The organism is Nonomuraea fastidiosa (genome assembly GCF_042751225.1).
Lineage (GTDB): Bacteria > Actinomycetota > Actinomycetes > Streptosporangiales > Streptosporangiaceae > Nonomuraea > Nonomuraea fastidiosa.
The window spans coordinates 3294464-3317909 of the sequence record NZ_CP170570.1; the positions used below are offsets into that span (position 1 = coordinate 3294464).

Here is a 23446-nt window from a genome sequence, read left to right on the forward strand (position 1 = left end):
GGTCGGGTGCCACACCCTCCGATCAGCACCACCTCCGGCGTCGAGGTGACACCCCTCTGCGACGCCGTGGGACCCATGGGGCCGTCCATCGCCCGCCCGCCGGCCGAGTTGTTCCCCGGCTCCGGGCTGCCAGACGAGCCCTGGGTCCTCCACTTCCACTGCTATCTGATCCGCGACGCCGCGGGCCGGCTGACCCTGGTCGACACCGGCATCGGCGCCGCGGACTCCCCGGCGTCGAGCTGGGCCCCGGTTCCCGGCACGCTGCCCCGTGAGCTGGCCGCCGCCGGCGTCACGCCCGCCGAGATCGACACGGTCATCCTCACTCACCTGCACAGCGACCACGCCTCAGGCGCGGTCGCCGACGGCAGGCCGGTGTTCGAGAACGCGCGCCACGTGCTCCAGCGGGCCGAGCTCGACGCCGCGGGCGGCCGGATGCTCGACGAGATCGTCACCCCGCTCAAGGGACAGCTCCACGTCGTCGACGGCGACGCCGAGGTCGCGCCCGGCATCCACGTGCACGCCACGCCGGGACACACTCCCGGGCACCAGATCGCCCGCGCGGGAGAGCTGGCCATGACCGGCGACCTGGTCCTCCACCCCATGCAGCTCGCCGACCCGGCCATCCGCTACCTCTACGACCAGGACCAGGAGACCGCCGCGCGCACCCGCGCCGAGATGCTCGCCGAGCTGAGGGCCGAGCGCGCGATCCTCGCCACCGCGCACTTCAGCGAGCCGTTCCACCGGCTCTGACACCGGCTCTGTCACCGGCCTGCTCGCAGGCCGGCTTCCACGTCGACGCCGGGCCCTCTGGTCGAAGGGTCCGGCGATCAGTTGTGCCCGGCCAGGGCGGGCTGGTCGGCGAGCAGCGACGACGGCAGCGCGACCCTGGCGGTCAGCCCGCCGTACGGCGAGGACACCAGCATGACCTTGATGCCGTGCCTGGCCGCCAGCCTGGAGACCACGAACAGGCCGAGCCGGTCGCTCTGCGCCAGGTCGAACTCGGGCGTGTTGGCCAGCCGGTCGTTCAGCTCGTCCAGCTCGGTCCTGGGCAGCCCGAGCCCGCGGTCCTCCACCTCGACCACCATGCCGTGCGGGCTGAGCGCGCTGCGCACGTCCACCCGGGTCTGCGGCGGTGAGAAGAGGGTGGCGTTCTCGATCAGCTCCGCCATCAGGTGGGCGACGTCGGTCACGGCCGAGCCGACCAGGAAGACGGGTGGCGGCGAGAGCACCTCCACCCGCTCGTACTCCTCCACCTCGGCGACGGCGGCGCGCAGCACGTCGAGCACCGGCACCGGCTTGCGCCAGGCCCGGCCGGGCGCCTGATCGGACAGGATGATGAGGCTTTCCGCGTGGCGGCGCATGCGGGTGGTGAGGTGGTCGAGCTTGAACAGGTCGGCCAGCGTCTCCGGCGCCTCGGTCTCCCGCTCCATGCTGTCGAGCTGCATGAGCTGGCGGTGCAGCAGCGACTGGTTGCGCCTGGCCAGGTTCACGAAGACCTGGCTGACGCCGTGCCGCAGCCGCGCCTGGTCCACCGCCGCCTCCACGGCCGTGGCCTGCACGTCGTTGAACGCCTTGACGATGTCGCGGATCTCCGTGGTGGTCGCCTCGACCTCAAGCGGCGTGATCTCGGCGGACGTGGGCGGCTCGGTGTTCGTCCGCAGCCGCTTGACCAGCCCGGCCAGCCGTACCTCGGCCAGCTCGGTGGCGGCGTCGCGCAGCGCGGCCAGCTCGCGTACCAGCCGCTTGCGGAAGCGCAGTGAGAACAGGATCGAGGCGACGACCGCGATGAGGCCGGCGCCGGCCGCCACGCCGATCTTGACGAGCATGCCGACCGCGGTCGGCCGCACCCGCTCGGCCAGCGCCCGCGTGCTCTCGGCCTGGTTGCGCTGCACCGCGGCCCACAGGTTCTCGCCGTCGATGGGCCAGGTGGCCGCCGCCGCGGGCAGGCCGTCGTTCGGCGACTGGTCCTTGACCGCGTCCTCGGTCGTCATCCACTCCTTGTAGACCGGCGAGCCCGACAGCCGCTCGTACGGCCCGCGCAGCCCGCCGTCCAGGTACGACATCGCCTGCGCGAACAGCAGCCGCCTGGTGGCCACCATGCCGGTGAACGCCTCGCGCTCGCGCCCGTCGAGGCGGCCCCTGGCCAGCACGGCCGCGATCACCGCGCGCTCCCTGGAGAGCACCTCGGTGGCCTCGCCCATCATGATCATCGCTCGTGCCTGCTGGTAGAGCGACTGCTCCGGCACCATGATCATGGCGTCGTACAGGCGGAACGAGGCGTCGGCGATCTGGTTGTAGTCGTCGATGACGTCGATGGGCTCGACGACGTTGACGTCCACCTGGCGGCGGATCTCGGAAAGCTGGTCGAGCTTGACGTTCAGCGCCTGGAGCTGGGTGGTCATCTCCGGCGGCAGGTCGCGCACGCCGCCCGCCGACGCGCGGAAGCGCTTGATCGCCTCGTCGGTCTTGCCGCGCTCCTTCTTCACCTCGGCGGCGTCGCGGTGGCCCATCATGTACTCGACAGAGGCCAGCCGTTCGTCCTGCAGCGCGACGTTGACCTGCGTGGACGGTCCTGTCAGGTGCTCCGCCATCTCGTTGGCCTCCAGCAGGCGCAGGCCGTCGCCGCCGGTCAGGCCGGCCGCGAACGCCCACAGACCCACCAGGGACAGCAGCGGAACGAGCAGGAGGACGAGCAGCTTGACGGTGATGGGGCGGCCACGCGTGGGGGGCATGCGACCTCCGGGTGCATGATGAGACCGCCTCGCAGATTACACCCCCCTTTGAGAGGATTTCCGTGCGTCTTCCGCGTTCTTTCTCCGGCTGGACCATAGGCGTCTTCGGCGTCCTCGCCTTCGCGCTGGGTCTGCTGGGCCTGATCTCGCCGGGCACGCTGCTCGCCATGCTCGGCTTCGAGGTGCCGGACGTGCGGCCCGCCGGCGACTACACGCTGGTCTACCTCGCCGCCTCATCGATGGCGGCGGTCAACATGGGCGCCTACTACGTCTTCGCCGCCGCGCACGACTACGCGCCGTTCTTCCGGTGGACGGTGCCGTTCCGGCTGGTCACGTTCACGGTCTTCACCACGCTGGTGGTGACGGGGGCAGCGCCGGGCGAGTTCTTCGGCGTCGGGCTGTGGGAAGGGCTCGGGGCCGTGATCACCGGGGTCGCGCTGTGGCGCGAGGGCAGGCTGCTGCCCCCGCGCCACGAAGCCACCGCCTGACTACCGGCGGTCCTCGGCGCAGGCCGGCCACCAGGTGGTCGCCGTCGCCCGCGCGCTCGCGTTCGAGCCGCCGTTCCAGCTCGCGCTTCTCGTCCTCCAGCCGGGCGACCCGGTCGGAGGCCTCGGCCCGCGCGCTGCGCAGCCGGCGCCGCTGCCTGGCCGTCCTGCGCGAACCCGAGCCCATCAGCCAGAGGCCCACCAGCAGGAGCGCCGCCGCGGCGGCCCCCGTGAGGAACATCTCGACGTAGCCGAGCTCGAAGGTCTGGCCGAACAGGACGTACCTGGAGCTCTGCTCGACGAGCACCAGGGCGAAGGCGGCACCGGCGAGCAGGATCATGAGCAGTCCCAGCACGATCATCCAACTCACCCCTTGTCGGAAAGAGAGGCTTCCCACTGCCCGGAGATCGGCGGGATATGCGCGAGGATGGCGCTATGAGACCAGCGCCTGGGGAGGTTCTGCACTTCTCGGAAGACCCGACGATCAAGCATTTCGCGCCGCACGTGGCGCCGACCAGCCGGCACAGCGAGGCGTACGTGTGGGCGGTCGGCCCCGACCGCTGCCCCGACTTCTGGTTTCCGCGCGCCTGCCCGCGGGCGATGGCCTGGGTGGGACCGCGCACCACCGAGCACGACGCGGCCCGCATCCTCGGCGCCGGCTGCGGCCCGCGCGTGCACGCCATCGAGTACGGCTGGCTCAAGCCGATCATGAACGTCCGCCTGTACGCCTACCGGCTGCCCGCCGGCACCTTCAAGCCCATCGGCGACCCGCCGACGGCCATGGTCTCCACGGTGCCGGTGACGCCGCTCGGCCCGCCTGAGCCGGTGGGCGACCTGCTGGCGCTGCACGAGGAGGCGGGCATCCAGCTCAGGGTGCTGGACAACCTCTGGCCGTTCTGGGACGAGGTGATCACCAGCACCCTGGAGTTCAGCGGGATCAGGCTGCGGAACGCGCGTCGATGAGCGCGCGCACCTGATCAGGGGTCATCGAGCCGGGGGCGAGCCGCTCGCGGGCGACCCTGTTGGCCTCGCGCCGCAGCGTCTCGTTGACCGGCGTCGGCACGCCGTGCTGCCGGCCGATGAGCACGATCTCGCCGTTGAGGTAGTCGGACTCGATCGAGCCGCTGCCCCTGGCCAGGCTCTGCCAGGACGATCCGCCGGCGCGCTCGACGCCCTCGATGGGCCTCGCGTCCACCTTGTGGCCGCGGACCTCGGCCTCCTCCTCGGGCGTGTTGTAGGCGATGCCGGCCCGGTCGAGCACGGTGCGCGCCTCGGCCCTGGCCAGCTCGGCGAGGTCGGACATACCGGGCACGTGGCCGACCAGCGCCTCCACGGCGTTGGCCAGGTTGCCGAGCAGCTTGCCGTACTTCCAGCGCATCACGTCGGGCGAGGTGCGCCCGACCAGGCCGTGCTTGCCGAGGTCGGTGGCGATCTGCTCGGCGAGGTCGTCCACACCCTGGGGATAGCGTCCGACGTGCAGCATCCCCGAGTACGGGTACCCGTGCGCCGCCACGGTGCCCGGTGCGGGGATCTGGGCCGGCAGCCACACGCACATGCCGTAGACGCGCTCGAAGCGCCGCAGCGCGATGCGCTCGTTGGCGACGCCGTTCTGGGCGCACACCACGGGCAGGTCGGGCGACCACGGGGCCAGCGCGGCGATCGTGTCCTGCGTCTTGGTGGCCACGACGAGCACGTCGTCGTCGCGGGTGGGGATCGGGCCGTCGGCGGCGGGGATGGGCAGGGTCTCGGTGGAGTCGGGGGTGATCAGGCGCAGGCCGTCACGCTTGAGAGCCTCGTAGTGTGCCCCGCGCGCGATCAGGACGACCTCGTGCCCGCCTTGGAACAGGCGGCCCCCGATCGTGCCCCCGACCGCTCCTGCTCCGATCACTATGTAGCGCATTGTTCGAGGATGTCACTCCTCATTTCGCCAGCGCCACCTGGGTCCTGCCCGTCACGGCGGCCCCGCGCGACCGCTCGCGCCAGATGGTCCGCAGCACCCGCCAGCCGTCGCGTACGGCGTGCAGGTTGCTGGCGCCGTGGATGCGGGAGCGCTCGCGGCTTGGGACCTCGCGGATGACCAGGCCGGCCTGGGCGGCGCGGACGTTCATCAGCGTCTCGATCTCGAAGCCGTCGCAGTCGAGGTCGAGCACCTCCAGGTGGCGCCGCCAGAAGGCGTTGTAGCCGTAGCAGAGGTCGGTGTAGCGGGTGCCGTAGAGCAGGTTGGTGACCGCGGTGAGGAACCTGTTGCCGAGCGAGCGGATCGGGCTGAGGTCGTCCGAGCCGCCACCAGGGGCGTACCTGGAGCCCTTGGCGAAGTCGGCGCCGTTGATGAGGGTGGCGACGAAGGAGCGGATCTCCCTGCCGTCGGTCGAGCCGTCGGCGTCGATCATGACGATGATGTCGCCGCGGGCGGCCTGGAAGCCCTCGATGAGCGCGTTGCCCTTGCCGCGCCGGCTCTGGGTGACGACCCGGAGGTCAGGGCGCAGCCTGCGCGCGACGGCGACGGTGTCGTCGGTCGAGTTGCCGTCGACGAGGATGACCTCGTCGATCCAGTCGGGCAGCGTGGCGAAGACGTGAGGAAGGTTCTCGGCCTCGTTCATCGCGGGGACGATGACACTGACGCTCGCGGCGAAAGGCGGCTTGTTCATGCCACAAAGCTTTCCCCGTGCACATGCAAGCCGCTTGATGATTTCTTGCAGCGGCGGTGGTTATTCCGGCGCGCCCGCTATTTGCGCCTCTCCGGCCCTGGAAATGATCTCGTCGATGGTCTCGTCCGGCGTTTGGCGCGAGGTGTCGAGCCACAGGCCGATGCGCGGCGTCTCCTCCCTGAGTACGGCGTCTAGCTGGGAGATCGTCCATCCGCCGCCGTAGCCGGTCTTGGCGCGGGCGGTCTCGCGGCGCTCAACGGTGGCGGGGTCGGGAGCCAGTACGATCACATAAAGCGGCCGTGATCGTATTATTTCTGTAAATAGCTGTAAATCGCGGCCAAGAACGACATCTTGAACGATTGCCGTAAATCCGGCATCGCAATAGGTATCGGCCGTTGCGGCCGCCAGGCGATAACGCATATGAAGCTGGCGCACCGCCTCGGCATCCGCCTCCGGCGTCATCTCGGCGCGCCCGCCGACCACCATCCGGCGGAACACGTCGCCCCGCACGTGCGCCGATCGCGGCAGCCGCTCGGCCAGGCGCTGCGCCACCGTGGACTTGCCGGCCGCCGAGATGCCGGTGATGAGGATGACTCCCCTCATGCACCCACCAGCTTGCGCACCCGGTCGGCGCCCACCGCCATGAGCAGCGTGGGCAGCCTGGGGCCGGTGTCGCGGCCGACCAGCAGCTTGTACAGCAGCGCGAAGAAGGCCCGCTGCGCCGCCTTCAGCTCGGGCGTGGCCTTCGCGTCCGGCGGCAGGCCCGCCTGGATCTTGGGCACGCCGTACACGAGGTCGGTCAGGCCGTCGAGCGTCCAATTGTCGAGGCCGTCGGCCAGCAGCCGCAGCGCCTCGCGCTCCTCGTCGCCGAGCGAGCCGAGCAGCTCGTGGTCGGGCGACTCGCGCACCCGCGTGCGCTGGTCGGCGGGCAGGTGCTCGGCCACCCAGCGCTGCGCCCTGTCGAGCCGGGGGCGCGCCGCGTCGAGCGACTCAACGCCGTCGAGGTCGCGCAGGATGCGCAGGGTCTGCTCGGCGTGGCCGGTGGTGATGTCGAGCACCGAGGCGAGCGTGCGGTAGGCCACCGGATGCGGCGTCATCGGCAGCGGGCCCGCGGCGGTGGACACGGCCCTGGTATAGGCCGCCAGCTCGGCGGGCTGCGCCCGGCCGCTGTCGACCTTGCGGCCGAGCGCGTCCCACTCGTCGTACAGCCGCTGGATCTCGTGGTCGAAAGCGATCTTGAACGACTGGGCGGGCTTGCGGCGGGCGTACAGCCAGCGCAGCACCGGTGCCTCCATGATGCGCAGCGCGTCGGACGGCGTCGGCACGTCGCCCTTGGAGCTGCTCATCTTGGCCATGCCGGTGATGCCGACGAACGCGTACATCGGCCCGATGGGCTGCTCGCCGCCGAACACCTCGCGGACGATCTGCCCGCCCGCGACCCACGCCGACCCCGGCGAGTGGTGATCGACGCCCGACGGCTCGAAGATCACCCCCTCGTAGGCCCAGCGCATCGGCCAGTCGACCTTCCAGACCAGCTTGCCCTTGTCGTGCTCGGCCAGGCGCACGGTCTCGCCGAAGCCGCACTCGCAGGTGTAGGCGAGCTCGGTGGTCTCGTCGTCGTACGCGGTGACCGTGGTCAGGTCGCGCCCGCACAGCTCGCAATACGGCTTGTACGGGAAATACTCGCCCTCCCGCGCCGGCTCGCCCTGCTGCTTGGTGCGGTAGCGGGAGAGCACGGCGTCGATCTTCGCCCGCTCGCGCACCGCCAGCAGGATCTGCTCGCGGTAGGCCCCCGACGTGTACTGCTCGGTCTGGCTGATGGCGTGGACCTCGACGCCCAGCTCGGCCAGCGCCTCCAGAAACGGTGCCTTGAAGTGCTCGGCCCAGGTGGCGTAGGGGCTGCCCGGCGGAGCCGGCACCGCGCTCAGCGGCTTGCCGATGTGCTCGGCCCACGACGGGTCGATGCCCGCGGGCACCCTGCGGAAGCGGTCGTAGTCGTCCCACGACAGCAGGTGGACGCACTCGTGGCCGCGCCGCCTGATCTCGTCGGCGACCAGGTGGGGCGTCATGATCTCGCGCAGGTTGCCCAGGTGGATCGGGCCCGACGGGCTCAGCCCTGAGGCGCAGACGATCGGCCGGCCGGGCGCGCGCCGCTCCGCCTCGGAGATCACCTCGTCTGCGAACCTGGAGACCCAGTCGGTCTCCCTACTGTCAGCCATCGCAGCATTGTCGCGGCTCCGCGAGCCGTAAGCCAACGCAATACGGCTCATGAGGAGTCATCGGGCTCGATGCGGGGGTCGGCGAAGACCTCGGCCAGCTCGTGGCTGACCCGCCGCGCGGCCTCGTCGGTGACCCTCAGGACGTGGCGTCCGGGGGCGACGGGCACGAGCCCGAAGCCGGCGTCGGCGTCGTCGTCGGACAAGCCGAGCAGGCGCAGCGCGTCGCCCAGGGTGGCGTCCGGCGGCAGGCGTACCTGGATCATCGCCATCTCAGGCAGCGCGGGTGCGGTTCTGCCTGGCGAGCGCGGCGAGCACGGCGGGCGGATCGATGACGCCGAAGCCGTAGTCGTAGTCGAAGCCGACCGTGCTGCGGTCGTCGGCGGTGCGGTGGAGCAGCGTACGGAGCTGGGCGGGCGACAGATCGGCGGCCGAGCGGCGCGTCCTGACGGCGGCCACCACGCCGGCCGCGACCGGGCAGGACGCCGAGGTGCCGGTGTCGGCAGGACCGACCGCGCCGGAGCCGGCGAAGTGCGTGTAGGCGCACAGGTCGGGCTTGCGCTCCGACAGCCTGCCGGGCCCCTGCGAGGAGTAGCCGACCCGCTCGCCCCGCGTGTCGACGCCGCCGACGGACAGCACGGCGGGGTGCGAGTTGGCGCCCACGATCGTCCTGTCGGGGTAGCCGCAGCGCCCGTCGGGGCACTCGCGGCCGCAGTTTCCCGCCGAGAACAGGATGTCGGCGCCCGTGCCCTCCAGGCTGCCCACGATCACGTTGAACGGGTGCGCCGGGTTGTCGGAGTAGTTGCCCGGGTGACCGGGCGGGAAGTCCATGTCGGGCGAGAACAGCCCCCAGCTGTTGCTCACCACCAGCGCTCTGGACTCGGCCGGCATGGCCCGCAGCACGCGGTCGAGGTGGGCGTAGGCGGCCAGCGCGTCCGACAGCAGGCCGTCGGCGAGCGAACCGCCCTCGCGCCTGCTGAGCAGCACGGGGATGTCGAGCAGGGTCGCCTTGGGCGCGGCGAGCAGCACGTCGAACGCGCACATCGTGCCGTGGTCCACCGGGTGGCGGCCGGGCCGCGCGGGCACGCCCGGCGGGCTCCAGCTCCGCTGGGCGTCGAGCGTCACCTCGTGGCCGATGCGGGCGGCGACGTGATCGGCATTGACGCCGCCGTCGACGATCGCGACCGTGACGCCCTCGCCGTCGTGGCCCGCCGACCACAGCTCCTCGGCGTGCAGCAGCCGCCTGACCTCCTGCCAGTCGCCCACGGGGCCGTCGCCGCCGCAGACGGGATGGGGCTGGATGTGGGGGTCGGCGAAGACGCCCGCGACCTCGCGTACGGAGGAGGTCAGCAGCGCCGACCTGGTGGCCAGGTCGCCGTCGGCGATCTCGCCTCTGACGAGCACCGAGGCGTCTTCCGGCGCCATTGAGAACTGCATGCGCTGATAAGGCGAGAGCGAGACCGGGCGGGGCACCGCGACGGGCTCGAACGCCTCGTCGATGGCGACTCCCGGCAGGTCGCCCGCGACGTCGCCCGCCGCGCTGGCGGCGCCGGTGTCCATCACCGACGCGACGACGTCGAGGCCGGCCGGAGCTGGATCATGACACGCATGGGCATCCCCTTGAGCTTTCGGTTACCGCATGATTACCCATCGTAATCATCGAGGATGCCTGTGTGACCGGACCCGGCATCGGGCCCGGTCACACGCGATCTTCTTTACAGGGTGGCGGCGTACGGGTCCCAGTCCTCCGGCAGCGGCGCCGGAGCCTCGGGAGCGGAGTCGATGTCGCGGAACTCGGACCGCTCGCCCGACTCCGTGATCGCCGACATCAGTTCGAGCACGTGGTAGGTCAGCTCGCCGGACGCGCGGTGCGGCACGCCTGCGCGGATCGACCTCGCCATGTCGAGCACGCCGATGCCCCGCCCCGCCGTCGTGCCGGTGACCGGCAGCTCACGCCAGTCGGCGTCGGCCGGCCCGCGCACCAGCAGCGGCCCCTCGAACGTGTTGGGATCGGGCAGCGAGAGCGCGCCCTCGGTGCCGATCACCTCGATCATCCGCTTGCTGATCGGCGAGTCGAAGCTGAACGTGGCCGACGCCGTCGCCGTGCCGGGGAAGTCCAGCAGGGCGTTGACGTGGGTGGGCACGTCCACCGGGAAGAGCTTGCCCGCCTTCGGCCCCGAGCCGACCACCCGCTGGTCGCGGGCCTTGCGCGTGCCGGCCGCCACCCGGACGGCGGGACCGAGCAGCGCGACCAGCGCCGTCAGGTAGTAGGGACCGAGGTCGAACAGCGGGCCGCCGCCCGGCTGGTAGAAGAACTCCGGGTTGGGGTGCCACGACTCCGGCCCGAGGCTCTGCGTGGCCGCGGTGACGGCCACCGGCTTGCCGATCGTGCCGGAGGCGAGCGCCCGCAGCGCCGACTGCAGGCCCGCGCCGAGGAACGTGTCGGGCGCGCCGCCCACCCGCAGCCCGCGGTTCGCCGCCTCGGACATGACCTTGGAGGCCTCGCCGGTGGTCATCGCCATCGGCTTCTCGCCGTACACGTGCTTGCCGGCGCGCAGGCTCTCCAGCGCGACGGCCGCGTGCGCGGACGGGACGGTGAGGTTGACGACGATCTCCACCTCGGGCACGGCGAGGGCGTCGGCGAGCGTGCCGGACACCTCCACGCCGTGCTCGCGGGCCACGGACGCGGCCCTGCCGGTGTCGATGTCGGCGACGGCGAGCACGCGCACGTCGGGGAAGGAGGTGAGGTTGCTGAGGTACTGGCCGCTGATCACACCGGCGCCGACGATCGCGACGCCGACCGGGCCGTTGCTCAAGAGCCCTCCAAGGAGGTGAGATACGTGTGGCTGTCCGCCAGGGCGGCGAAGACGTCCGTCGCGCACTCGTCGAGCTCGACCACGCGCCGGGCGCCGGGGGCGGCGGCCAGGATCGCCGGCACCGGCATGGCGCCGGCGCCGACCGCCGTGTGCGGCTCGCCCTTGACCACCGGGCCGTCCTTGACGTGCAGCGCCTCCACCCGGCCCGCCAGGCGGCCGAGCAGGGCGGGCACGTCGGCGCCGCCCACGGCCGCCCAGTAGGTGTCGATCTCCAGGAACACCTCGGGCGCCAGCAGGTCGGCGAGCACCTCGATGGCGTGCCTGCCGTCCACCTGCGGCTCGATCTCCCACCAGTGGTTGTGGTAGCCGAGCCGCACGCCGTGCCGGGCCGCCTGCTCGGCCAGGCCGTTGAGCAGGTCGGCGGCCCGGCCGAGGCCGTCGCGGGAGGTGAACTCCTCCTCCGCGATCCCGGCCGGGACGATCACCTTGTCGGTGCCGATGGCGGCGGCCGCGTCGAACACCTCGGCGGGTTCGCGCTGCAGCAGCGCGATCGCGTGCGTGCCCGACACGCTCAGCCCCAGATCGTCGGCGACCGCGCGGAAGCCCTTCGGGTCGTTCAGCGGGTCGAAGGGCTCGACGGCGCGGTAGCCGGCCTCGGCGACGCGGCGCAGCGTGGCGTCGCGGTCTTCGGCCAGCGCCTCGCGGACGGTGTAGAGCTGGACGCTGAGCGGCCTGCTCATCCGCGCACCCCGAGCAGGTGCTCGAGGGCGAGCTGGTTGAGCCGGGTGAAGTGGAAGCCGCGGGCGGCCGCCTCGTCCACGTCGAAGTCGTCCTTGGCGAGGTCCTGCCAGGTCTCGCCCTCGGCGAGCGTGGGCTTGCCCAGCTCGTCCACGCGCGAGGCCTTGAGCGCCTCCTGCACCTCGGGGTCGGCGCGGAAGGCGCGCGACTTCTCCTTGAGGATCAGGTACGTGCGCATGTTCGCCGCGGCGGAGTCCCACACGTCCTGCTTGTCCTCGGTGCGCAGCGGCTTGTAGTCGAAGTGGCGCGGGCCGTCGTAGCCGCCGTTCTCCAGCAGGTCCACCAGGAAGAACGCGCTCTTCAGGTCACCGTGGCCGAAGATGAGGTCCTGGTCGTACTTCGGGCCGTGCTGGCCGTTGAGGTCGATGTGGAAGAGCTTGCCGTGCCACAGCGCCTGGGCGATGCCGTGGACGAAGTTGAGCCCGGCCATCTGCTCGTGGCCGACCTCCGGGTTGAGGCCCACCATCTCGGGGTGCTCCAGCTCGTTGATCAGCGCCAGGGCGTGGCCGATCGTGGGCAGGAGGATGTCGCCGCGCGGCTCGTTCGGCTTCGGCTCGATGGCGAAGCGGATGTCGTAGCCCTTGTCGATGACGTACTGGCACAGGAGGTCCAGGCCCTCCTTGTAGCGGTCCAGCGCGGCCTTGACGTCCTTGGCGGCGTCGGACTCGGCGCCCTCGCGGCCGCCCCAGCACACGTACGTCTTCGCGCCGAGCGAGGCGGCGAGGTCGAGGTTCCGCATGACCTTGCGCAGCGCGTAGCGGCGGACGTCGCGGTCGTTGCTGGTGAACGCACCGTCCTTGAACACCGGGTGGGTGAACAGGTTGGTGGTGGCCATCGGCACCTTCATGCCGGTCTCGTCGAGCGCCTTCTTGAAGGCGGCGATGGCCTTCTCGCGGTCGGGCTCGACGGCGAGCAGGTCGTCGTCGTGGAACGTGACGCCGTACGCGCCGAGCTCGGAGAGGCGGTGGACGGTCTCCACCGGGTCGAGCGGCGGGCGGGAGGCGTCGCCGAACGGGTCGCGGGCCTGCCAGCCCACGGTCCACAGGCCGAAGGTGAAACGGTCCTCGGGAGTCGGCGTGAAGGAAGCGGTCATTTCGGGCCCCTGTAACTTTTAGTCCATAATCTGTACTTATCCTGAGGAGGTGGGCACCGTGTCGTCAAGAGGGGTCAGGCACGATTCCATGCGTGCCCGTAACCTGGCCGTAGTGCTGGCGACCATCCACCGATCAGGACCTCACACCCGCGCGGCGCTGGCCGAGCGGACCGGGCTCACCAAGACCACCGTATCCAGCCTGGTCGCCGACCTCCTGGAGGCGGGCGCGGTGACCGAGACCGGCGCCGTGCGCGCGGGCGAGCGCGGGCGGCCCGGCGTGGCGGTCAGCCTCAGCGGGCACCGGGTGGCCGCGCTCGGGCTGGAGATCAACATCGACTACCTCGCCGCCTGCGTCGTCGATCTCACCCGTACGGTCCGGGTGCGGCACATCATCCCCGCCGACAACCGCAACTCCGACCCCGCCGTCATCCTGGAACGCCTGCGCGGCCTGGCCAAGGAGATCACCGCCGAGGCCGCCGCCGAGGGACTGCGCGTCATCGGGGCGGCGCTGGCCGTGCCCGGCCTGGTCGAGGGCGGCATGCTGCGCAGCGCCCCGCACCTCGGCTGGCGCGACGTACGCGTGGCCGATCTAGTGGACGTGCCCCTGGAGATCGACAACGAGGCCAACCTGGCGGCGCTCGGCGAGCTGTGGTTCGGCCCGCGCGAGAGCGACTTCCTCTACGTCTCCGGCGAGATCGGCATCGGCGCGGGCCTCGTCGTGCAGGGCGGCGTGTTCAGGGGCACGTACGGGCTGGCCGGCGAGCTCGGCCACGTCGTGGTCGTGCCCGACGGGCCCGGCTGCCGCTGCGGCGGGCGCGGCTGCCTGGAGGTGTACGCGGGCCAGGACGCGCTCCTCGGCGACCTCGGCTCGGTGACCGAGCTGGTGTGCGTGCTGGAGTCGGGCGACGAAGCGGCACTTGAGGCGTGCCGGCGGGCGGGTCACGCGCTCGGCGTCGCGCTCACCTCGGCCGTGCACCTGCTCGACCCCGGCACGATCGTGCTCGGCGGCATCTTCGCGCCGCTGTTCCCCTGGCTGTCGGAGCCGGTCTCCGCCGGCCTGGAGACCAGGCTCGGGCAGATGCGCGGCGCGCCGCCCGCGCTCGCCGTCTCGTCCACCGGCTCCGACGCCGCCGTGCTGGGGGCGGCCGGGCTGGTCATCCAGCAGATCATCGCCGAGCCCGCCAAGCTGCTCGGCCTCTGACCGGCCTATGAACGCCCGGCCGCGCTTGCTTCAGCCGCGTGCGGTGAGCGCGAAGACCTTCAGGTTGGGCACCGCCGTGCTGGTGAACGAGACCGCCTCGCGGGAGGCGTCCACCGGCACCGAGACCCGCCAGATCGTCACCTTGCGGCCGTCGGCCGTGCCATTGACGTTGTAGCGGGTGTCTGCGGTCAGCGCGGGCTCCTCGCCGAAGTGCGCCGACGAGGCCGCCCAGTCCGTCACCTTCAGCGGTGCCGTGGAGGTGGTGCCGTCCGCGTACGCGATCGTCAGCTCCGTCTGCTGGTCCCCGTTGACCGCCGTGACCAGCAGGTCGAGCGCGCTGTAGCGGCCGGGCGTGAGGTAGGTGCGCTGCCCGCGCAGGCTGTGGAAGTTGCCCGCCGTCCCCTTGGTCTCGGGGATGAGGAAGCCGTCGCGCACGCCGGGCTCGGGAAGCTGCTCGGCGGGGAAGCTCCAGCCCTTGCCGTCCAGGTCGCCCTGGTCGCGCGCGTCGGTGGTGGCGACGCCGTCCACGTCGTACTGCAGCCGCTGCGCGCAGCCGTCGCCGACCGGCTCGCACGCCTCGGGCAGGTTCGGGATCGGCTCCCGCGCCGGCTCCACGTGGTCAACGGGCAGGTCGGACTCCGCGGTCGCCCACTCCTTGTTCGGCGTCGTGCCCACGTTCACCGTCACCTCGCCGCCCTTGAGCAGCAGCGACTCGGGCAGCCACGACTTGCCGTACGGCTTGCCGTTCAGCCTGACGCTCTGCACGTAGATCGCGTCGGGGCCGGCCTGCGGCGCGTTCACCGTGATCGTGCGGCCGTCGCCGCGCTTGATGCGCGCCTTCGGGAACATCGGGCTGGACAGCAGCATCTCGGCCCTGCTGGGCGTCTGCGGATACATGCCGAGCGCGGCGAAGACGTACCAGGCCGACATCGTGCCGAGGTCGTCATTGCCCGGCAGGCCGCTCGGGCCGGTCTTGTAGACCAGCGACGCCATCGCGCGCACGGTCTCCTGGGTCTTCCACGGCTGCCCGAGCGCGTTGTACAGCCACGGCACGTGGATGCCGGGCTCGTTGGTCGGGTCGTAGCGGAAGCCGTCGCCGCCCGTCGCCCACGAGCCGTCGGGCTTGTGGAAGAACGCATCCAGCCGCGCGGCCGCCGCCTGCCTGCCGCCCATCGCGGCGGCCAGTCCTGACACGTCGTGCTGCACCATCCACGTGTACGTCGCGCTCGTGCCCTGCGCGAACCCGGTCTCCGAGGTCGGTGAGAACGGCCACACCCAGCTTCCGTCGGCCTTGCGCGCCTGCTGGTAGCCGCCCTCGGCTCCGGCCGACGGGTTGAACGTGCTGCGCCACCAGCTCGCCCGCGGCAGCAGCACGTCGCGCTCCTTGCGGCGGCCGAGCCGGGCGGCCCAGTCGGCGAGCGCGAAGTCGGCGGTCGCGTCCTCCAGCGTCTCCGCCGCGCCGCCCCAGCAGTGGCAGGTGTCCTGCGGGGCGTAGTGCAGGCGCAGGTACTCGGCCAGGTTCGGCCGCTGGCCCTCGCACTGTCCCGGGCAGCCCTTGTCCGACAGGCCCGACTCGTGCGGCACCGTCGCCTGCTTGTACAGCGAGTCGAACGCGCCGCGCACGTCGAAGTTGCGCACGCCGAGCGCGTAGAACCCGGCCAGCGCGGGCGCCGACGGGTCGCCGGTCATGACGTGCGTGGGGCCGTTGATGTGCACCCAGCGGTCCCAGACGCCGCCGTTCTGCCTGGCCAGGTTGTACAGCGACTGGGCGTAGTCGCCGGCCACCTGCGGTTCGAGCAGGGCGAGGAGCTGGGTGTGCGCGCGGTACTGGTCCCAGCCGGAGAAGTTGCCGTACTGGACCTTCTGGCCCTTGGCCAGGCGGTGCACCTCGCCGTCGCTGCCCAGGTAGGTGCCGCCCACGTCGCTGGTGACGTTCGGCTGCAGGTAGGCGTGGTACATCGCGGTGTAGAACGTGGTCAGCAGGTCGGGCGTGCCGCCCGTCACCTCGATCGAGCGCAGCGCGTCGTTCCAGGCGCGGCGCGCCCTGGCGGCCACCGCGTCCACGTCGTCGCGGCGCGAGATCTCCGCGTCCAGGTTGCGGCGGGCGGCGTCGAGGCTCGTGTACGAGATGCCGATCCGCATCCGCACGCCGGCGTCCGTTGAGGTGTCGAAGCTGACGTACCCGCCGGAGCCACGGCCCGCACGGTCGGCGCCCGTCGCGTAGCCCTCGCCGCCCGAGGCGGTCTTCGCGCCCTTGCGCAGCTCGCCGTTCACCCACGTGCCCTGGCCGGAGAACGCGCGGTCGAACGCGGCCACGAAATGCAGGCGGTAGTAGCTCTTGCGGTTGTTCTCGCCGCCGTTGGCGCGGCGGCCGCAGAAGGCGCCGGTGAGGACCGAGCCGGTCACCGTACGCGCCTTCGGGTCGATCGTGATCTCGGCGTCCTCGCTGCCGTTCAGCGAGTTGGACACCCGGAACAGCAGGTTCGCCGGCGAGCCCTTCGGGAACGTGAACTCGCCGATCCCGGCCCGGGTGGTGACCGCGAGGTCGGTCTTCACACCGGAGTCGAGCGTGACCGTGTACCGGCCGGGCACGGCCTTCTCGTCGGCGTGGTCGAACGAGCTCGCGTAGACCGCGTCGGTCGTGTCGGCCGTCGGCGACGAGGTCACCTCGCCGGCGAACGGCATGATCGGCACGTCGCCCGCCGCCCCGGGGTGGCAGCCCGCGCCGTTGACGTGCGTCAGCGCGAACCCGCGTACGCGCGGCGTGTTGTAGGAGTAGCCGTTGGAGCCGGCGGCGTTCGTCTGGTCGCCCGCCGTGTTGGTCGGGCTCCACGAGATCATCCCGAACGGCACGACGGCCCCGGGATAGGTGTTGCCGCCCCCGGCCGAGCCGATCAGCGGATCGACGTACGCGACGGGGTCGGTGACCTTCGGAGGCTGGGAGGGGGTGCTTGCTGCGTCGGCCGGCACGGCGAGCCCGGTGGCCAGGACGGCACCTGCTAACGCCGTGGCGAGCCACGAACGGGGAGAGAACACCTCGTGATCACACTGCTCCACCTTAACCACACGGTGAACGCCCTTGTAAGACCGGAGAAATCTTCAACTTCGGGGCGTTATCTGGCATCTTCCGAGTCTTAGATCCGCATTACACGGTGCCTTCTATGGTGACGGCCGAGACCGTACCTCGGGAGCAGCCCATGTCAGAGAGAAAGGCGAAGCGCAGGCGGGCCGCGATGCGGCGCGAGGAAGCGAAGCGGCGTGAGCAGCGCCGGCGTCTCAGACGGAAGATCGGTTACGGCTCCGCCGCCGTGCTGTCGGTGGTGTTCGTGGCGATCGGCGTGCTGGCGTATGTGACGGCCGACGGCCCCTCACCCGCAGCCGGCACGGCACCCTCCACGACGGCCACTCCCACGGCCACAGCCTCACCCACCGCAACGCCGTCCGCCGAGAAGTCGGACGGCGGGAAGTCGGACGGCGGGAAATCGGACGGCGGGAAGTCGGACGGCGGGAAGTCGGACGGCGGGAAGTCGGACGGCGGGAAATCGGACGGCGGGAAGTCGGACGGCGGGAAACCGGAAGGCGAGAAGCCGGGCGGCGAGAAGTAGGGCTCGCCCTCGTCCTCGTCCTTCCTCGTCCTCGTCGTCGCCCGAACCGTCGTCGTCCGGAGACAAGTAGCGTCCCGCGGCGCCGGCCCGCCGCCCGCCTCGGCTGATGCGGGCGGCGGGCCCGCGCGATGCGCGCCTGTGCGTACCGATGGACACGAGCCTGTGCGTACCGATGAGTTTCGGCCGATGAGTTTTGGCGGCCCGCGTGGTCCATATCGGCACACACCGGGAACTTCCTGAAGGAGGCCGATATGCGGAAGATCACCGCGCAGCTGTTCATCTCGCTCGACGGCGTCGTGGAGGCGCCCGACCAGTGGCACTTCCCGTACTTCAACGAAGAGATGGGCGCGGCCGTCTACGCGGGGCTGAGCAAGGCGGACACGCTCCTGCTGGGGCGCAAGACGTACGACAGCTTCGCGGGGGCCTGGCCGGCGCGCGAGGAAGCGGGCGACGTGGACGCCTCCTTCGCCAAGGTGCTCGGCGACGCCCGCAAGATCGTCGTGTCCCGGCAGCGGCTGGAGTTCACCTGGCGCAACAGCGAGCTGCTGCAGGGCGACCTCGTCGAGGCCGTCACCGCGCTGAAGAACGAGCCGGGCGGTCCCATCGGGATGAGCGGCTCCGTCTCGGTCGTCCGCCAGCTGCTCGCCGCCGGGCTGCTCGACGAGCTGCACCTGATGGTCCACCCCATCGCCGTGCGCAAGGGGATGCGGCTGTTCGACGAGGGCGAGCCGGTGCCGCTGCGGCTGGTGTCGTCGGAGACGTTCACGACCGGCGTGCTGAACCTCCTGTACGCGCCCGCCCCCTCGCCCGGCACCGTCGGGTACGACGACGTCAAGGAGCGCATGTCGTAGCGAGCCCCGGGTGGATCTGAGCGCGGCGGTAGTGGCTCGGCGAGACGCCGTACTCGCGGCGGAAGGCGCCGGAGAAGGCGAACTCGGTCGATCCGCAGCATGACGAAGTCGTCGTTGCCGGCGGTGGCGATCATCGATCCGTCCGGGCTGTAGGCGATGTCGTGCACGGTGGCGTCGTGCCCGCGCAGGGTGAAGCGGAGCCCGTTCGTCGTGGCGTCCCAGACGAACACCTCGCCGGACGCCGTCCCGGCCGCGTACGTGGTGCCGTCGGGGGAGAAGGCGGCTCCGTACATCTCCTCGTTCGCCTGCGGGTAAAGCTCGGTCATCATGGTGCCGGGCACCACATTCCACCTGCGGACCGTCACATCACCGGCGGTCACCAGGGACTCCCCGTCGGGGGTGAACGCCACCGCGTGCACGTTGCCGAGGTGCCCGGTCAGCGTCTTGACGTGTTCTCCCGTGGCGGGGTCCCACAGCCGGACGGTCCTGTCCCCGCTCGCGCCGGCCACCAGCTTGCCGTCACGGCTGAAAGCCAGGTCCTCGATCGCGGCGGGGTGCCCGGGCATGGTCCGGACACGGCGGCCGCTGCGCACGTCGTACAGGCAGATGCCGTACGGGCACGGACCGGCGAGCAGCGCGGCGGCCCCGAGGGCGGCGCCCAGCGCGAACAGCGCTCCCCTGTTGCGCTTCGCGGGATCGGCTTTCGTGGAAGCGTGCGGAGACTCGACGAGGGTCTCGCGCAGCGTCCGCCCGGGGCCGCCGCCGTGCCCGCCCTGGCTCGCCGGGGTGGTCAGGGCCGCCGGGTCCGCCGGGGCCGGGCTTCCCGGGGGAGTCGGGCCTTCCGGCTCGTCTTCGGGCTGAGCGGGCGGCAGACCTCCAGGACGTGGTCGAGCTCCGGCCGGGCGTCCGGGTTCTTCTCCAGGCAGGAGGCGATCAGCTTGACCAGCGGCTCGGGCACGCCGGACAGGTCGGGCTCCTCGTACACGATGCGGTGGGTGATCGCCCACGGCGGGCCCTCGCCGAACGGGCTGCGCCCGGTCGCCGCGTACGCCAGCACGCAGCCCAGCGAGAACACGTCGGCGGCCGGCCCCACGGGCAGAGCCGTCACCTGTTCGGGGGACATGTACGCGGCGGTGCCGAGGACGGTGGAGGTGCGCGTGTACGAGGTGGCGTCGAGAGCGCGGGCGCCGCCGGAAGTCGGGATCGTCGGCCAGCTCGGGGCGCACCACCTTCAGCGCGACGTCTCGCCCGCCGGGCGAGCGCCCGAGGTAGACCTCGCCCATGCCGCCGCCGCCCAGCTTGCGCACCACCTGGTAAGGGCCGACCTGCTCCAGCGTACGGGCGCAACCGGGATTGCGGAGCGTCCGCGAGACCCGCGCGGGTGGTCCGAATCCCCGGCGGAATCGGGGTTTCCGAACCAACGGCGGTGCGGTCGCGTCAGACGAAATGATCACGCTTGCCCGGGAGACCGCATGAGTCTGACGCCGCTCACCCACGACGATCCGACCCACATCGGTGCGTACGCGCTGGCCCGCCGCGTCGGCGCGGGCGGCCAGGGGGTCGTGTACGAGGCGTACGACCCGGCGGGCGTGCGGGTGGCGATCAAAGTGCTGCATCCGGGAGGCATACGCCGCCCACCGGCCAAGGAGGTGGCGGCGGCGCGGCGGGTCTCGTCCTTCTCGACCGCCAAGATCCTTGAGGTCGATCTCGACGCCGAGCGGCCGTACATCGTCAGCGAGTTCGTCGACGGTCCCAGCCTGCGCGCGGCGGTGGCGCAGGCGGGCCCGTACGAGGGGGACGCGCTGCACCGGCTCGCCATCGGCATCGCCACCGCGATGGCCGCCATCCACGGCGCCGGCGTCGTGCACCGCGACCTGAAGCCCGAGAACGTGCTGCTCGCGCCGGACGGCCCGCGCGTCATCGACTTCGGCATCGCGCGCGTCCTTGAGGCGTCGTCGACGATGACCAGCGGCCTGGCGGGGACGCCCGCGTACATGGCCCCGGAGCTGTTCCGCGGCGAAACCACCCCGCGCCCGGCCGCCGACGTCTACGCCTGGGGCATGATCATGGTGTTCGCCGCGACGGGGCGGGTGCTGTTCCAGCGGAACAACATGGCGGCGACCATACACGAGGCCCTGACCGCCGAGCCCGACCTCGACGGCGTGCCCGACTCGCTGCGCCCGCTGGTGGCCAAGGCGCTGTCCAAAGACCCGGACGAGCGGCCGCCCGCGCCCGACCTGCTGCTCTCGCTGGTCGGCTTCGGCTCCGCGGGCGTGGTCGAGCCGCCCGCCGGGCTGGAGCGGCGTACCCCTGAGCTGGGGGAGATCGCCGAGGACCTCTACCTGTCGCTCAGCGAGGACGAGCAGGCCGCGCTGCCCCTGGCCATGCTGCGGCTGTACGGCGCCGACGGCGAGCCGCGCACGGTGGACCTCGCCGACCTGGGCCCGATGCCGGCACTCGACAGGCTGGTGGAGCGCGGCCTGCTCGTACGCGAGGGCGGATCGATGCGCCCGGCGAGCGCGGCCCTGGTCCACGGCTGGCCGCGGCTGCGCGGCTGGCTCGCCGCCGAGAGGCCAGGCCACGCCGTGCACCTGCGGATCAGCGAGGCGGCCCGTGAGTGGGAGGCCAACGGCCATAAGGACGGCGACCTGCTCGGCGGCTCCTCACTCGACGCGGCCACGCGCTGGGCGGCCGAGCCGCACCCGTACATCACGCTCAACGTGCGCGAGAAGCGTTTCCTGGACGCGAGCATGCGCGCGGCGGGCAGGCGCGCGAGGCGGCGTCGCGCCACCGTCATCACGCTCGCCACGATGCTCGCGATCTCGCTGGCGCTCGCCGGGGTGGCGCAGACCCAGCGCGCCATCGCCGAGGAGCGCCGCGTCGAGGCCGACAAGCGGCGTGACGAGGCCGTCGCGCTCAACGTCGCCACCCGCGCGAACGACCTGCGCCAGTCCGACCCGGCCACCGCGATGAAGCTGAGCGTGGCCGCGTACGCGATGGCGCCCCGCGTCGAAACCCGCTCCGCGCTGCTCGCCTCGTCCACCCAGACCGAGACGAAGGTGTTCAGCCCGCCGAGCGTGGACGTGCACGCCTTCAGCGGGGACGGCGGCACCGAGGCAGTTCTCCTCGGCCAGGAGGTGCAGATCTGGGACACCGTGAAGGGGACGCTCAAGCGGACGTTCCGCGTCGAAGGCGTGAACCCCGAGGACTCCGAGCTCCAGCTGAGCGCCGACGGCGGCGTCCTGCTGATCAAGCCGATCCGCGAGGGGGAGACCCAGGTGTGGAACGCCGAGGCCGGCGAGCGGCTCGATCCGCCCGCAAAGACCATGAGCCTCGGCTGGCAGGGCCGCTACCTCGTGGACGGCGACGGCCGTACGTACGACCTGCCGAGCCTGACCGAGGTGCGGTCGCCGCACCTGGAGGCGGCGATCAAGGGCAGCAAGGTACGGGTCACCCGGGTGGGCGCCACTCGCGAGGACGTCGCGGTCATCGACCTTTCCAAGCAGAAAGTGGAGGAGCTCAACGGCCCGGTGCCGGCCGCCATGAACAAGACGGGAACTCTCATCGGCGTGGCCACGGGCGAGACCGTCGCGGTCGCGAGCATCAGCGGCGACACGCCGCCCAAAGTCGGCACCCTGCCCGAGCACATGGGCCCATCCGGCGACGGCGGTCTGGTGCTGCCCGTCTTCGATCCGACGGGGACGGTGCTCGCCACCGCCTCCAATTGGGCGGTGCAGCTCTGGGACGTCAAGAGCATGACGGCGCTCAGGCAGTTCTCCTATCCCGGCTTCGCGCCCACTCATCTGGTGTTCCGCGACGGTGGCGACACCCTCATGGTGGGCGGGCTCGACGGCAGCGTACGCATGCTCGACGTCGGGTGGTTCACCCGCCCGTCGTCGCTGCTCACCGCGGCTGGAACGCCGAACGGCCTGGTCCGAGGCGCGGTCTTCAGCCCTGACGGCCGCACACTGGCGACCATCACCGGGGACGCCATCCGGTTGTGGGATCCGGCCACCCGCCGGCAGCACGGCGGCGACATCAAGGGCAAATGGAACGTGCAGTGGCAGGGGCTCAACGCCACCACCATCACCAGGCCGCCGCTCGCCTTCTCACCCGACGGCACGACCATCGCCACCGCCCGCGACCTGCTCACCGTGTCCCTGATCGACGTGGCGACGGCGAAGGAAAAACGCACGCGGGCCCTGCCGAAGGATCCGGACAGCGTGAGCGAAGTGCTCTCCGTGGCGTTCAGCCCGGACGGCCGGCGCCTGGCGATCGCCACCAGCGACTGGCGCGTGATGATCCTCGACGCCGACACCCTGCGCACCGTCGCACAGGCGGGCACCCCCGGCGAGCTCCTGGCGACGGTCGTCGAATGGGACCCGAACGGGCACGTCGTGGCGCTCGGCAGTCCCACCGAGACCCGTTTGTGGGAGGTCGGCTCGGGTGACTCCTCCGCCGCGTCGCCCGCGGCCGTGCGCAAGCCGGGCAACCCGATGGCGCGCGAGCACAGCAGCGAGCCGCTGGCGTTCAGCCGCGACGGCAGGCTGCTCATCGTGCGCGGCGAGAACGAGTGCGCCTGCGCCACCCAGATCGGCCCCGAGGTGGACGCCCGCGTCTGGGTGTGGGACATGGAGCGCCGCACGCCGGTGAACCCGCCGCTCGCGGGCCACACCATGCCGGCGTACGCGGCCGCGTTCTCCCCGGACGAATCGATGATCGCCACCGTGAGCGCCGACAGCACCCTGCGCCTGTGGGACGCCGCCGACCACCGCCCGGTCGGGCTGCCCATCGACCGGCACCGACATGAGGCGCTCGCGCTCTCCTTCTCCCCGGACGGCAAGTCGATCACCACGGTCGGCGCCGACAGCTCGATCCGTACGCTGCGGCTCGACGAGGCCGAGGTGACGGCGGCCGTGTGCGCCCGGGCGGGCGGCGGCCTGACCGAGGCCGAATGGGCGCGGCACATCCCGGAGGTCCCCTACCGTCGCACGTGCTGAC

At 71.7% G+C, this 23446-nt stretch carries 20 protein-coding genes and 2 pseudogenes; 7 read left to right on the forward strand and 15 right to left on the reverse strand.

The annotated features are described in order from the left end of the window. Nucleotides 1-6 precede the first annotated feature (6 nt). A complete protein-coding gene (locus ACFMQL_RS15015) occupies nucleotides 7-750 on the forward strand; it encodes an MBL fold metallo-hydrolase (protein WP_378785921.1) in 744 nt (247 codons plus the stop codon). Nucleotides 751-827: 77 nt separating this feature from the next. On the opposite strand, the gene ACFMQL_RS15020 is transcribed toward ACFMQL_RS15015, so the two are convergent. Beyond that, complete coding sequence (locus ACFMQL_RS15020) at nucleotides 828-2732, reverse strand: nitrate- and nitrite sensing domain-containing protein (protein WP_364061950.1); 1905 nt, start codon at nucleotides 2730-2732, stop codon at nucleotides 828-830. Between the two features lie 62 nt (nucleotides 2733-2794). Here ACFMQL_RS15020 and ACFMQL_RS15025 point away from each other — a divergent pair, with 62 nt between their 5' ends. Further along, nucleotides 2795-3220, forward strand: coding sequence for a hypothetical protein (locus ACFMQL_RS15025; RefSeq protein WP_364061953.1), 426 nt, complete (start codon nucleotides 2795-2797; stop codon nucleotides 3218-3220). Here ACFMQL_RS15025 and ACFMQL_RS15030 read toward each other — a convergent pair. After that, on the reverse strand, nucleotides 3156-3578 hold the full coding sequence (locus ACFMQL_RS15030; RefSeq protein WP_378785922.1) for a hypothetical protein: 423 nt from the start codon (nucleotides 3576-3578) through the stop codon (nucleotides 3156-3158). The genes ACFMQL_RS15025 and ACFMQL_RS15030 overlap by 65 nt on opposite strands. A 74-nt stretch (nucleotides 3579-3652) precedes the next feature. Between ACFMQL_RS15030 and ACFMQL_RS15035 the strand changes: the two genes are divergently transcribed. Then, a complete protein-coding gene (locus ACFMQL_RS15035) occupies nucleotides 3653-4180 on the forward strand; it encodes a DUF6886 family protein (RefSeq protein WP_378785923.1) in 528 nt (175 codons plus the stop codon). On the opposite strand, the gene ACFMQL_RS15040 is transcribed toward ACFMQL_RS15035, so the two are convergent. The 9 genes from ACFMQL_RS15040 to xylA form a co-directional block, all read right to left on the reverse strand. Further along, nucleotides 4155-5117, reverse strand: coding sequence for a 2-dehydropantoate 2-reductase N-terminal domain-containing protein (locus ACFMQL_RS15040; protein WP_364061961.1), 963 nt, complete (start codon nucleotides 5115-5117; stop codon nucleotides 4155-4157). The genes ACFMQL_RS15035 and ACFMQL_RS15040 overlap by 26 nt on opposite strands. A 19-nt stretch (nucleotides 5118-5136) precedes the next feature. Continuing rightward, a complete protein-coding gene (locus tag ACFMQL_RS15045) occupies nucleotides 5137-5865 on the reverse strand; it encodes a glycosyltransferase family 2 protein (RefSeq protein ID WP_378785924.1) in 729 nt (242 codons plus the stop codon). Between the two features lie 60 nt (nucleotides 5866-5925). Further along, complete coding sequence (locus ACFMQL_RS15050; protein ID WP_364061967.1) at nucleotides 5926-6468, reverse strand: AAA family ATPase; 543 nt, start codon at nucleotides 6466-6468, stop codon at nucleotides 5926-5928. Continuing rightward, nucleotides 6465-8084 (reverse strand): lysine--tRNA ligase, encoded by a 1620-nt coding sequence (gene lysS, locus ACFMQL_RS15055; protein ID WP_378785925.1) that lies wholly within the window; start codon nucleotides 8082-8084, stop codon nucleotides 6465-6467. Before lysS ends, ACFMQL_RS15050 begins: the two co-directional genes overlap by 4 nt. A gap of 47 nt (nucleotides 8085-8131) precedes the next feature. Continuing rightward, entirely contained in the window at nucleotides 8132-8353 is a 222-nt protein-coding gene (locus tag ACFMQL_RS15060) for a hypothetical protein (protein ID WP_364061973.1), read from the reverse strand. A 1-nt stretch (nucleotide 8354) separates the two neighbouring features. Then, on the reverse strand, nucleotides 8355-9641 hold the full coding sequence (locus tag ACFMQL_RS15065; RefSeq protein WP_378790161.1) for a S8 family serine peptidase: 1287 nt from the start codon (nucleotides 9639-9641) through the stop codon (nucleotides 8355-8357). Between the two features lie 155 nt (nucleotides 9642-9796). Next, nucleotides 9797-10897 (reverse strand): Gfo/Idh/MocA family oxidoreductase, encoded by a 1101-nt coding sequence (locus ACFMQL_RS15070; protein WP_364061979.1) that lies wholly within the window; start codon nucleotides 10895-10897, stop codon nucleotides 9797-9799. After that, nucleotides 10894-11637, reverse strand: coding sequence for a sugar phosphate isomerase/epimerase family protein (locus ACFMQL_RS15075; protein ID WP_378785926.1), 744 nt, complete (start codon nucleotides 11635-11637; stop codon nucleotides 10894-10896). Before ACFMQL_RS15075 ends, ACFMQL_RS15070 begins: the two co-directional genes overlap by 4 nt. Beyond that, nucleotides 11634-12788: a xylose isomerase gene (xylA, locus tag ACFMQL_RS15080; protein ID WP_364061985.1), complete on the reverse strand. Its 1155-nt coding sequence runs from the start codon at nucleotides 12786-12788 to the stop codon at nucleotides 11634-11636. The genes ACFMQL_RS15075 and xylA overlap by 4 nt, the downstream gene beginning before the upstream one ends. Before the next feature lie 112 nt (nucleotides 12789-12900). On the opposite strand from xylA, the gene ACFMQL_RS15085 reads away from it, so the two are divergent. Further along, nucleotides 12901-13989, forward strand: a complete 1089-nt coding sequence (locus ACFMQL_RS15085; RefSeq protein WP_378785927.1) for an ROK family protein — start codon at nucleotides 12901-12903, stop codon at nucleotides 13987-13989. Between the two features lie 30 nt (nucleotides 13990-14019). Here the strand turns inward: ACFMQL_RS15085 and ACFMQL_RS15090 are convergent, their stop codons facing one another. After that, nucleotides 14020-17025 (reverse strand): GH92 family glycosyl hydrolase, encoded by a 3006-nt coding sequence (locus ACFMQL_RS15090; RefSeq protein WP_364061991.1) that lies wholly within the window; start codon nucleotides 17023-17025, stop codon nucleotides 14020-14022. A 125-nt stretch (nucleotides 17026-17150) separates the two neighbouring features. Here ACFMQL_RS15090 and ACFMQL_RS15095 point away from each other — a divergent pair, with 125 nt between their 5' ends. After that, complete coding sequence (locus ACFMQL_RS15095) at nucleotides 17151-17594, forward strand: hypothetical protein (protein WP_378785928.1); 444 nt, start codon at nucleotides 17151-17153, stop codon at nucleotides 17592-17594. A 251-nt stretch (nucleotides 17595-17845) separates the two neighbouring features. After that, complete coding sequence (locus ACFMQL_RS15100) at nucleotides 17846-18445, forward strand: dihydrofolate reductase family protein (RefSeq protein WP_364061997.1); 600 nt, start codon at nucleotides 17846-17848, stop codon at nucleotides 18443-18445. 110 nt (nucleotides 18446-18555) lie between these two features. Here ACFMQL_RS15100 and ACFMQL_RS15105 read toward each other — a convergent pair. From ACFMQL_RS15105 to ACFMQL_RS15115, 3 genes and pseudogenes are all read right to left on the reverse strand, one after another. Further along, nucleotides 18556-18675 (reverse strand): annotated as a pseudogene (locus tag ACFMQL_RS15105) (hypothetical protein); the annotation flags it as partial. Between the two features lie 126 nt (nucleotides 18676-18801). Further along, a pseudogene (locus ACFMQL_RS15110) lies at nucleotides 18802-19038 on the reverse strand (WD40 repeat domain-containing protein); the annotation flags it as partial. Between the two features lie 197 nt (nucleotides 19039-19235). Beyond that, nucleotides 19236-19649 (reverse strand): protein kinase, encoded by a 414-nt coding sequence (locus tag ACFMQL_RS15115; RefSeq protein WP_364063230.1) that lies wholly within the window; start codon nucleotides 19647-19649, stop codon nucleotides 19236-19238. Nucleotides 19650-19917: 268 nt separating this feature from the next. On the opposite strand from ACFMQL_RS15115, the gene ACFMQL_RS15120 reads away from it, so the two are divergent. Further along, nucleotides 19918-23445: a protein kinase gene (locus ACFMQL_RS15120; RefSeq protein WP_378785929.1), complete on the forward strand. Its 3528-nt coding sequence runs from the start codon at nucleotides 19918-19920 to the stop codon at nucleotides 23443-23445. Nucleotide 23446 lies beyond the last annotated feature (1 nt).

What these genes read in the sequence shown, in the direction of transcription:
- ACFMQL_RS15020 (WP_364061950.1), bottom strand. Translation starts at nt 2,732, where the DNA reads ATGCCCCCCACGCGTGGCCGCCCCATCACCGTCAAGCTGCTCGTCCTC.
- ACFMQL_RS15030 (WP_378785922.1), bottom strand. Translation starts at nt 3,578, where the DNA reads ATGATCGTGCTGGGACTGCTCATGATCCTGCTCGCCGGTGCCGCCTTC.
- ACFMQL_RS15035 (WP_378785923.1), top strand. Translation starts at nt 3,653, where the DNA reads ATGAGACCAGCGCCTGGGGAGGTTCTGCACTTCTCGGAAGACCCGACG.
- ACFMQL_RS15040 (WP_364061961.1), bottom strand. Translation starts at nt 5,117, where the DNA reads ATGCGCTACATAGTGATCGGAGCAGGAGCGGTCGGGGGCACGATCGGG.
- ACFMQL_RS15045 (WP_378785924.1), bottom strand. Translation starts at nt 5,865, where the DNA reads ATGAACAAGCCGCCTTTCGCCGCGAGCGTCAGTGTCATCGTCCCCGCG.
- ACFMQL_RS15050 (WP_364061967.1), bottom strand. Translation starts at nt 6,468, where the DNA reads ATGAGGGGAGTCATCCTCATCACCGGCATCTCGGCGGCCGGCAAGTCC.
- lysS (WP_378785925.1), bottom strand. Translation starts at nt 8,084, where the DNA reads ATGGCTGACAGTAGGGAGACCGACTGGGTCTCCAGGTTCGCAGACGAG.
- ACFMQL_RS15060 (WP_364061973.1), bottom strand. Translation starts at nt 8,353, where the DNA reads ATGGCGATGATCCAGGTACGCCTGCCGCCGGACGCCACCCTGGGCGAC.
- ACFMQL_RS15065 (WP_378790161.1), bottom strand. Translation starts at nt 9,641, where the DNA reads ATGGACACCGGCGCCGCCAGCGCGGCGGGCGACGTCGCGGGCGACCTG.
- ACFMQL_RS15075 (WP_378785926.1), bottom strand. Translation starts at nt 11,637, where the DNA reads ATGAGCAGGCCGCTCAGCGTCCAGCTCTACACCGTCCGCGAGGCGCTG.
- xylA (WP_364061985.1), bottom strand. Translation starts at nt 12,788, where the DNA reads ATGACCGCTTCCTTCACGCCGACTCCCGAGGACCGTTTCACCTTCGGC.
- ACFMQL_RS15095 (WP_378785928.1), top strand. Translation starts at nt 17,151, where the DNA reads ATGGTGACGGCCGAGACCGTACCTCGGGAGCAGCCCATGTCAGAGAGA.
- ACFMQL_RS15100 (WP_364061997.1), top strand. Translation starts at nt 17,846, where the DNA reads ATGCGGAAGATCACCGCGCAGCTGTTCATCTCGCTCGACGGCGTCGTG.
- ACFMQL_RS15120 (WP_378785929.1), top strand. Translation starts at nt 19,918, where the DNA reads ATGAGTCTGACGCCGCTCACCCACGACGATCCGACCCACATCGGTGCG.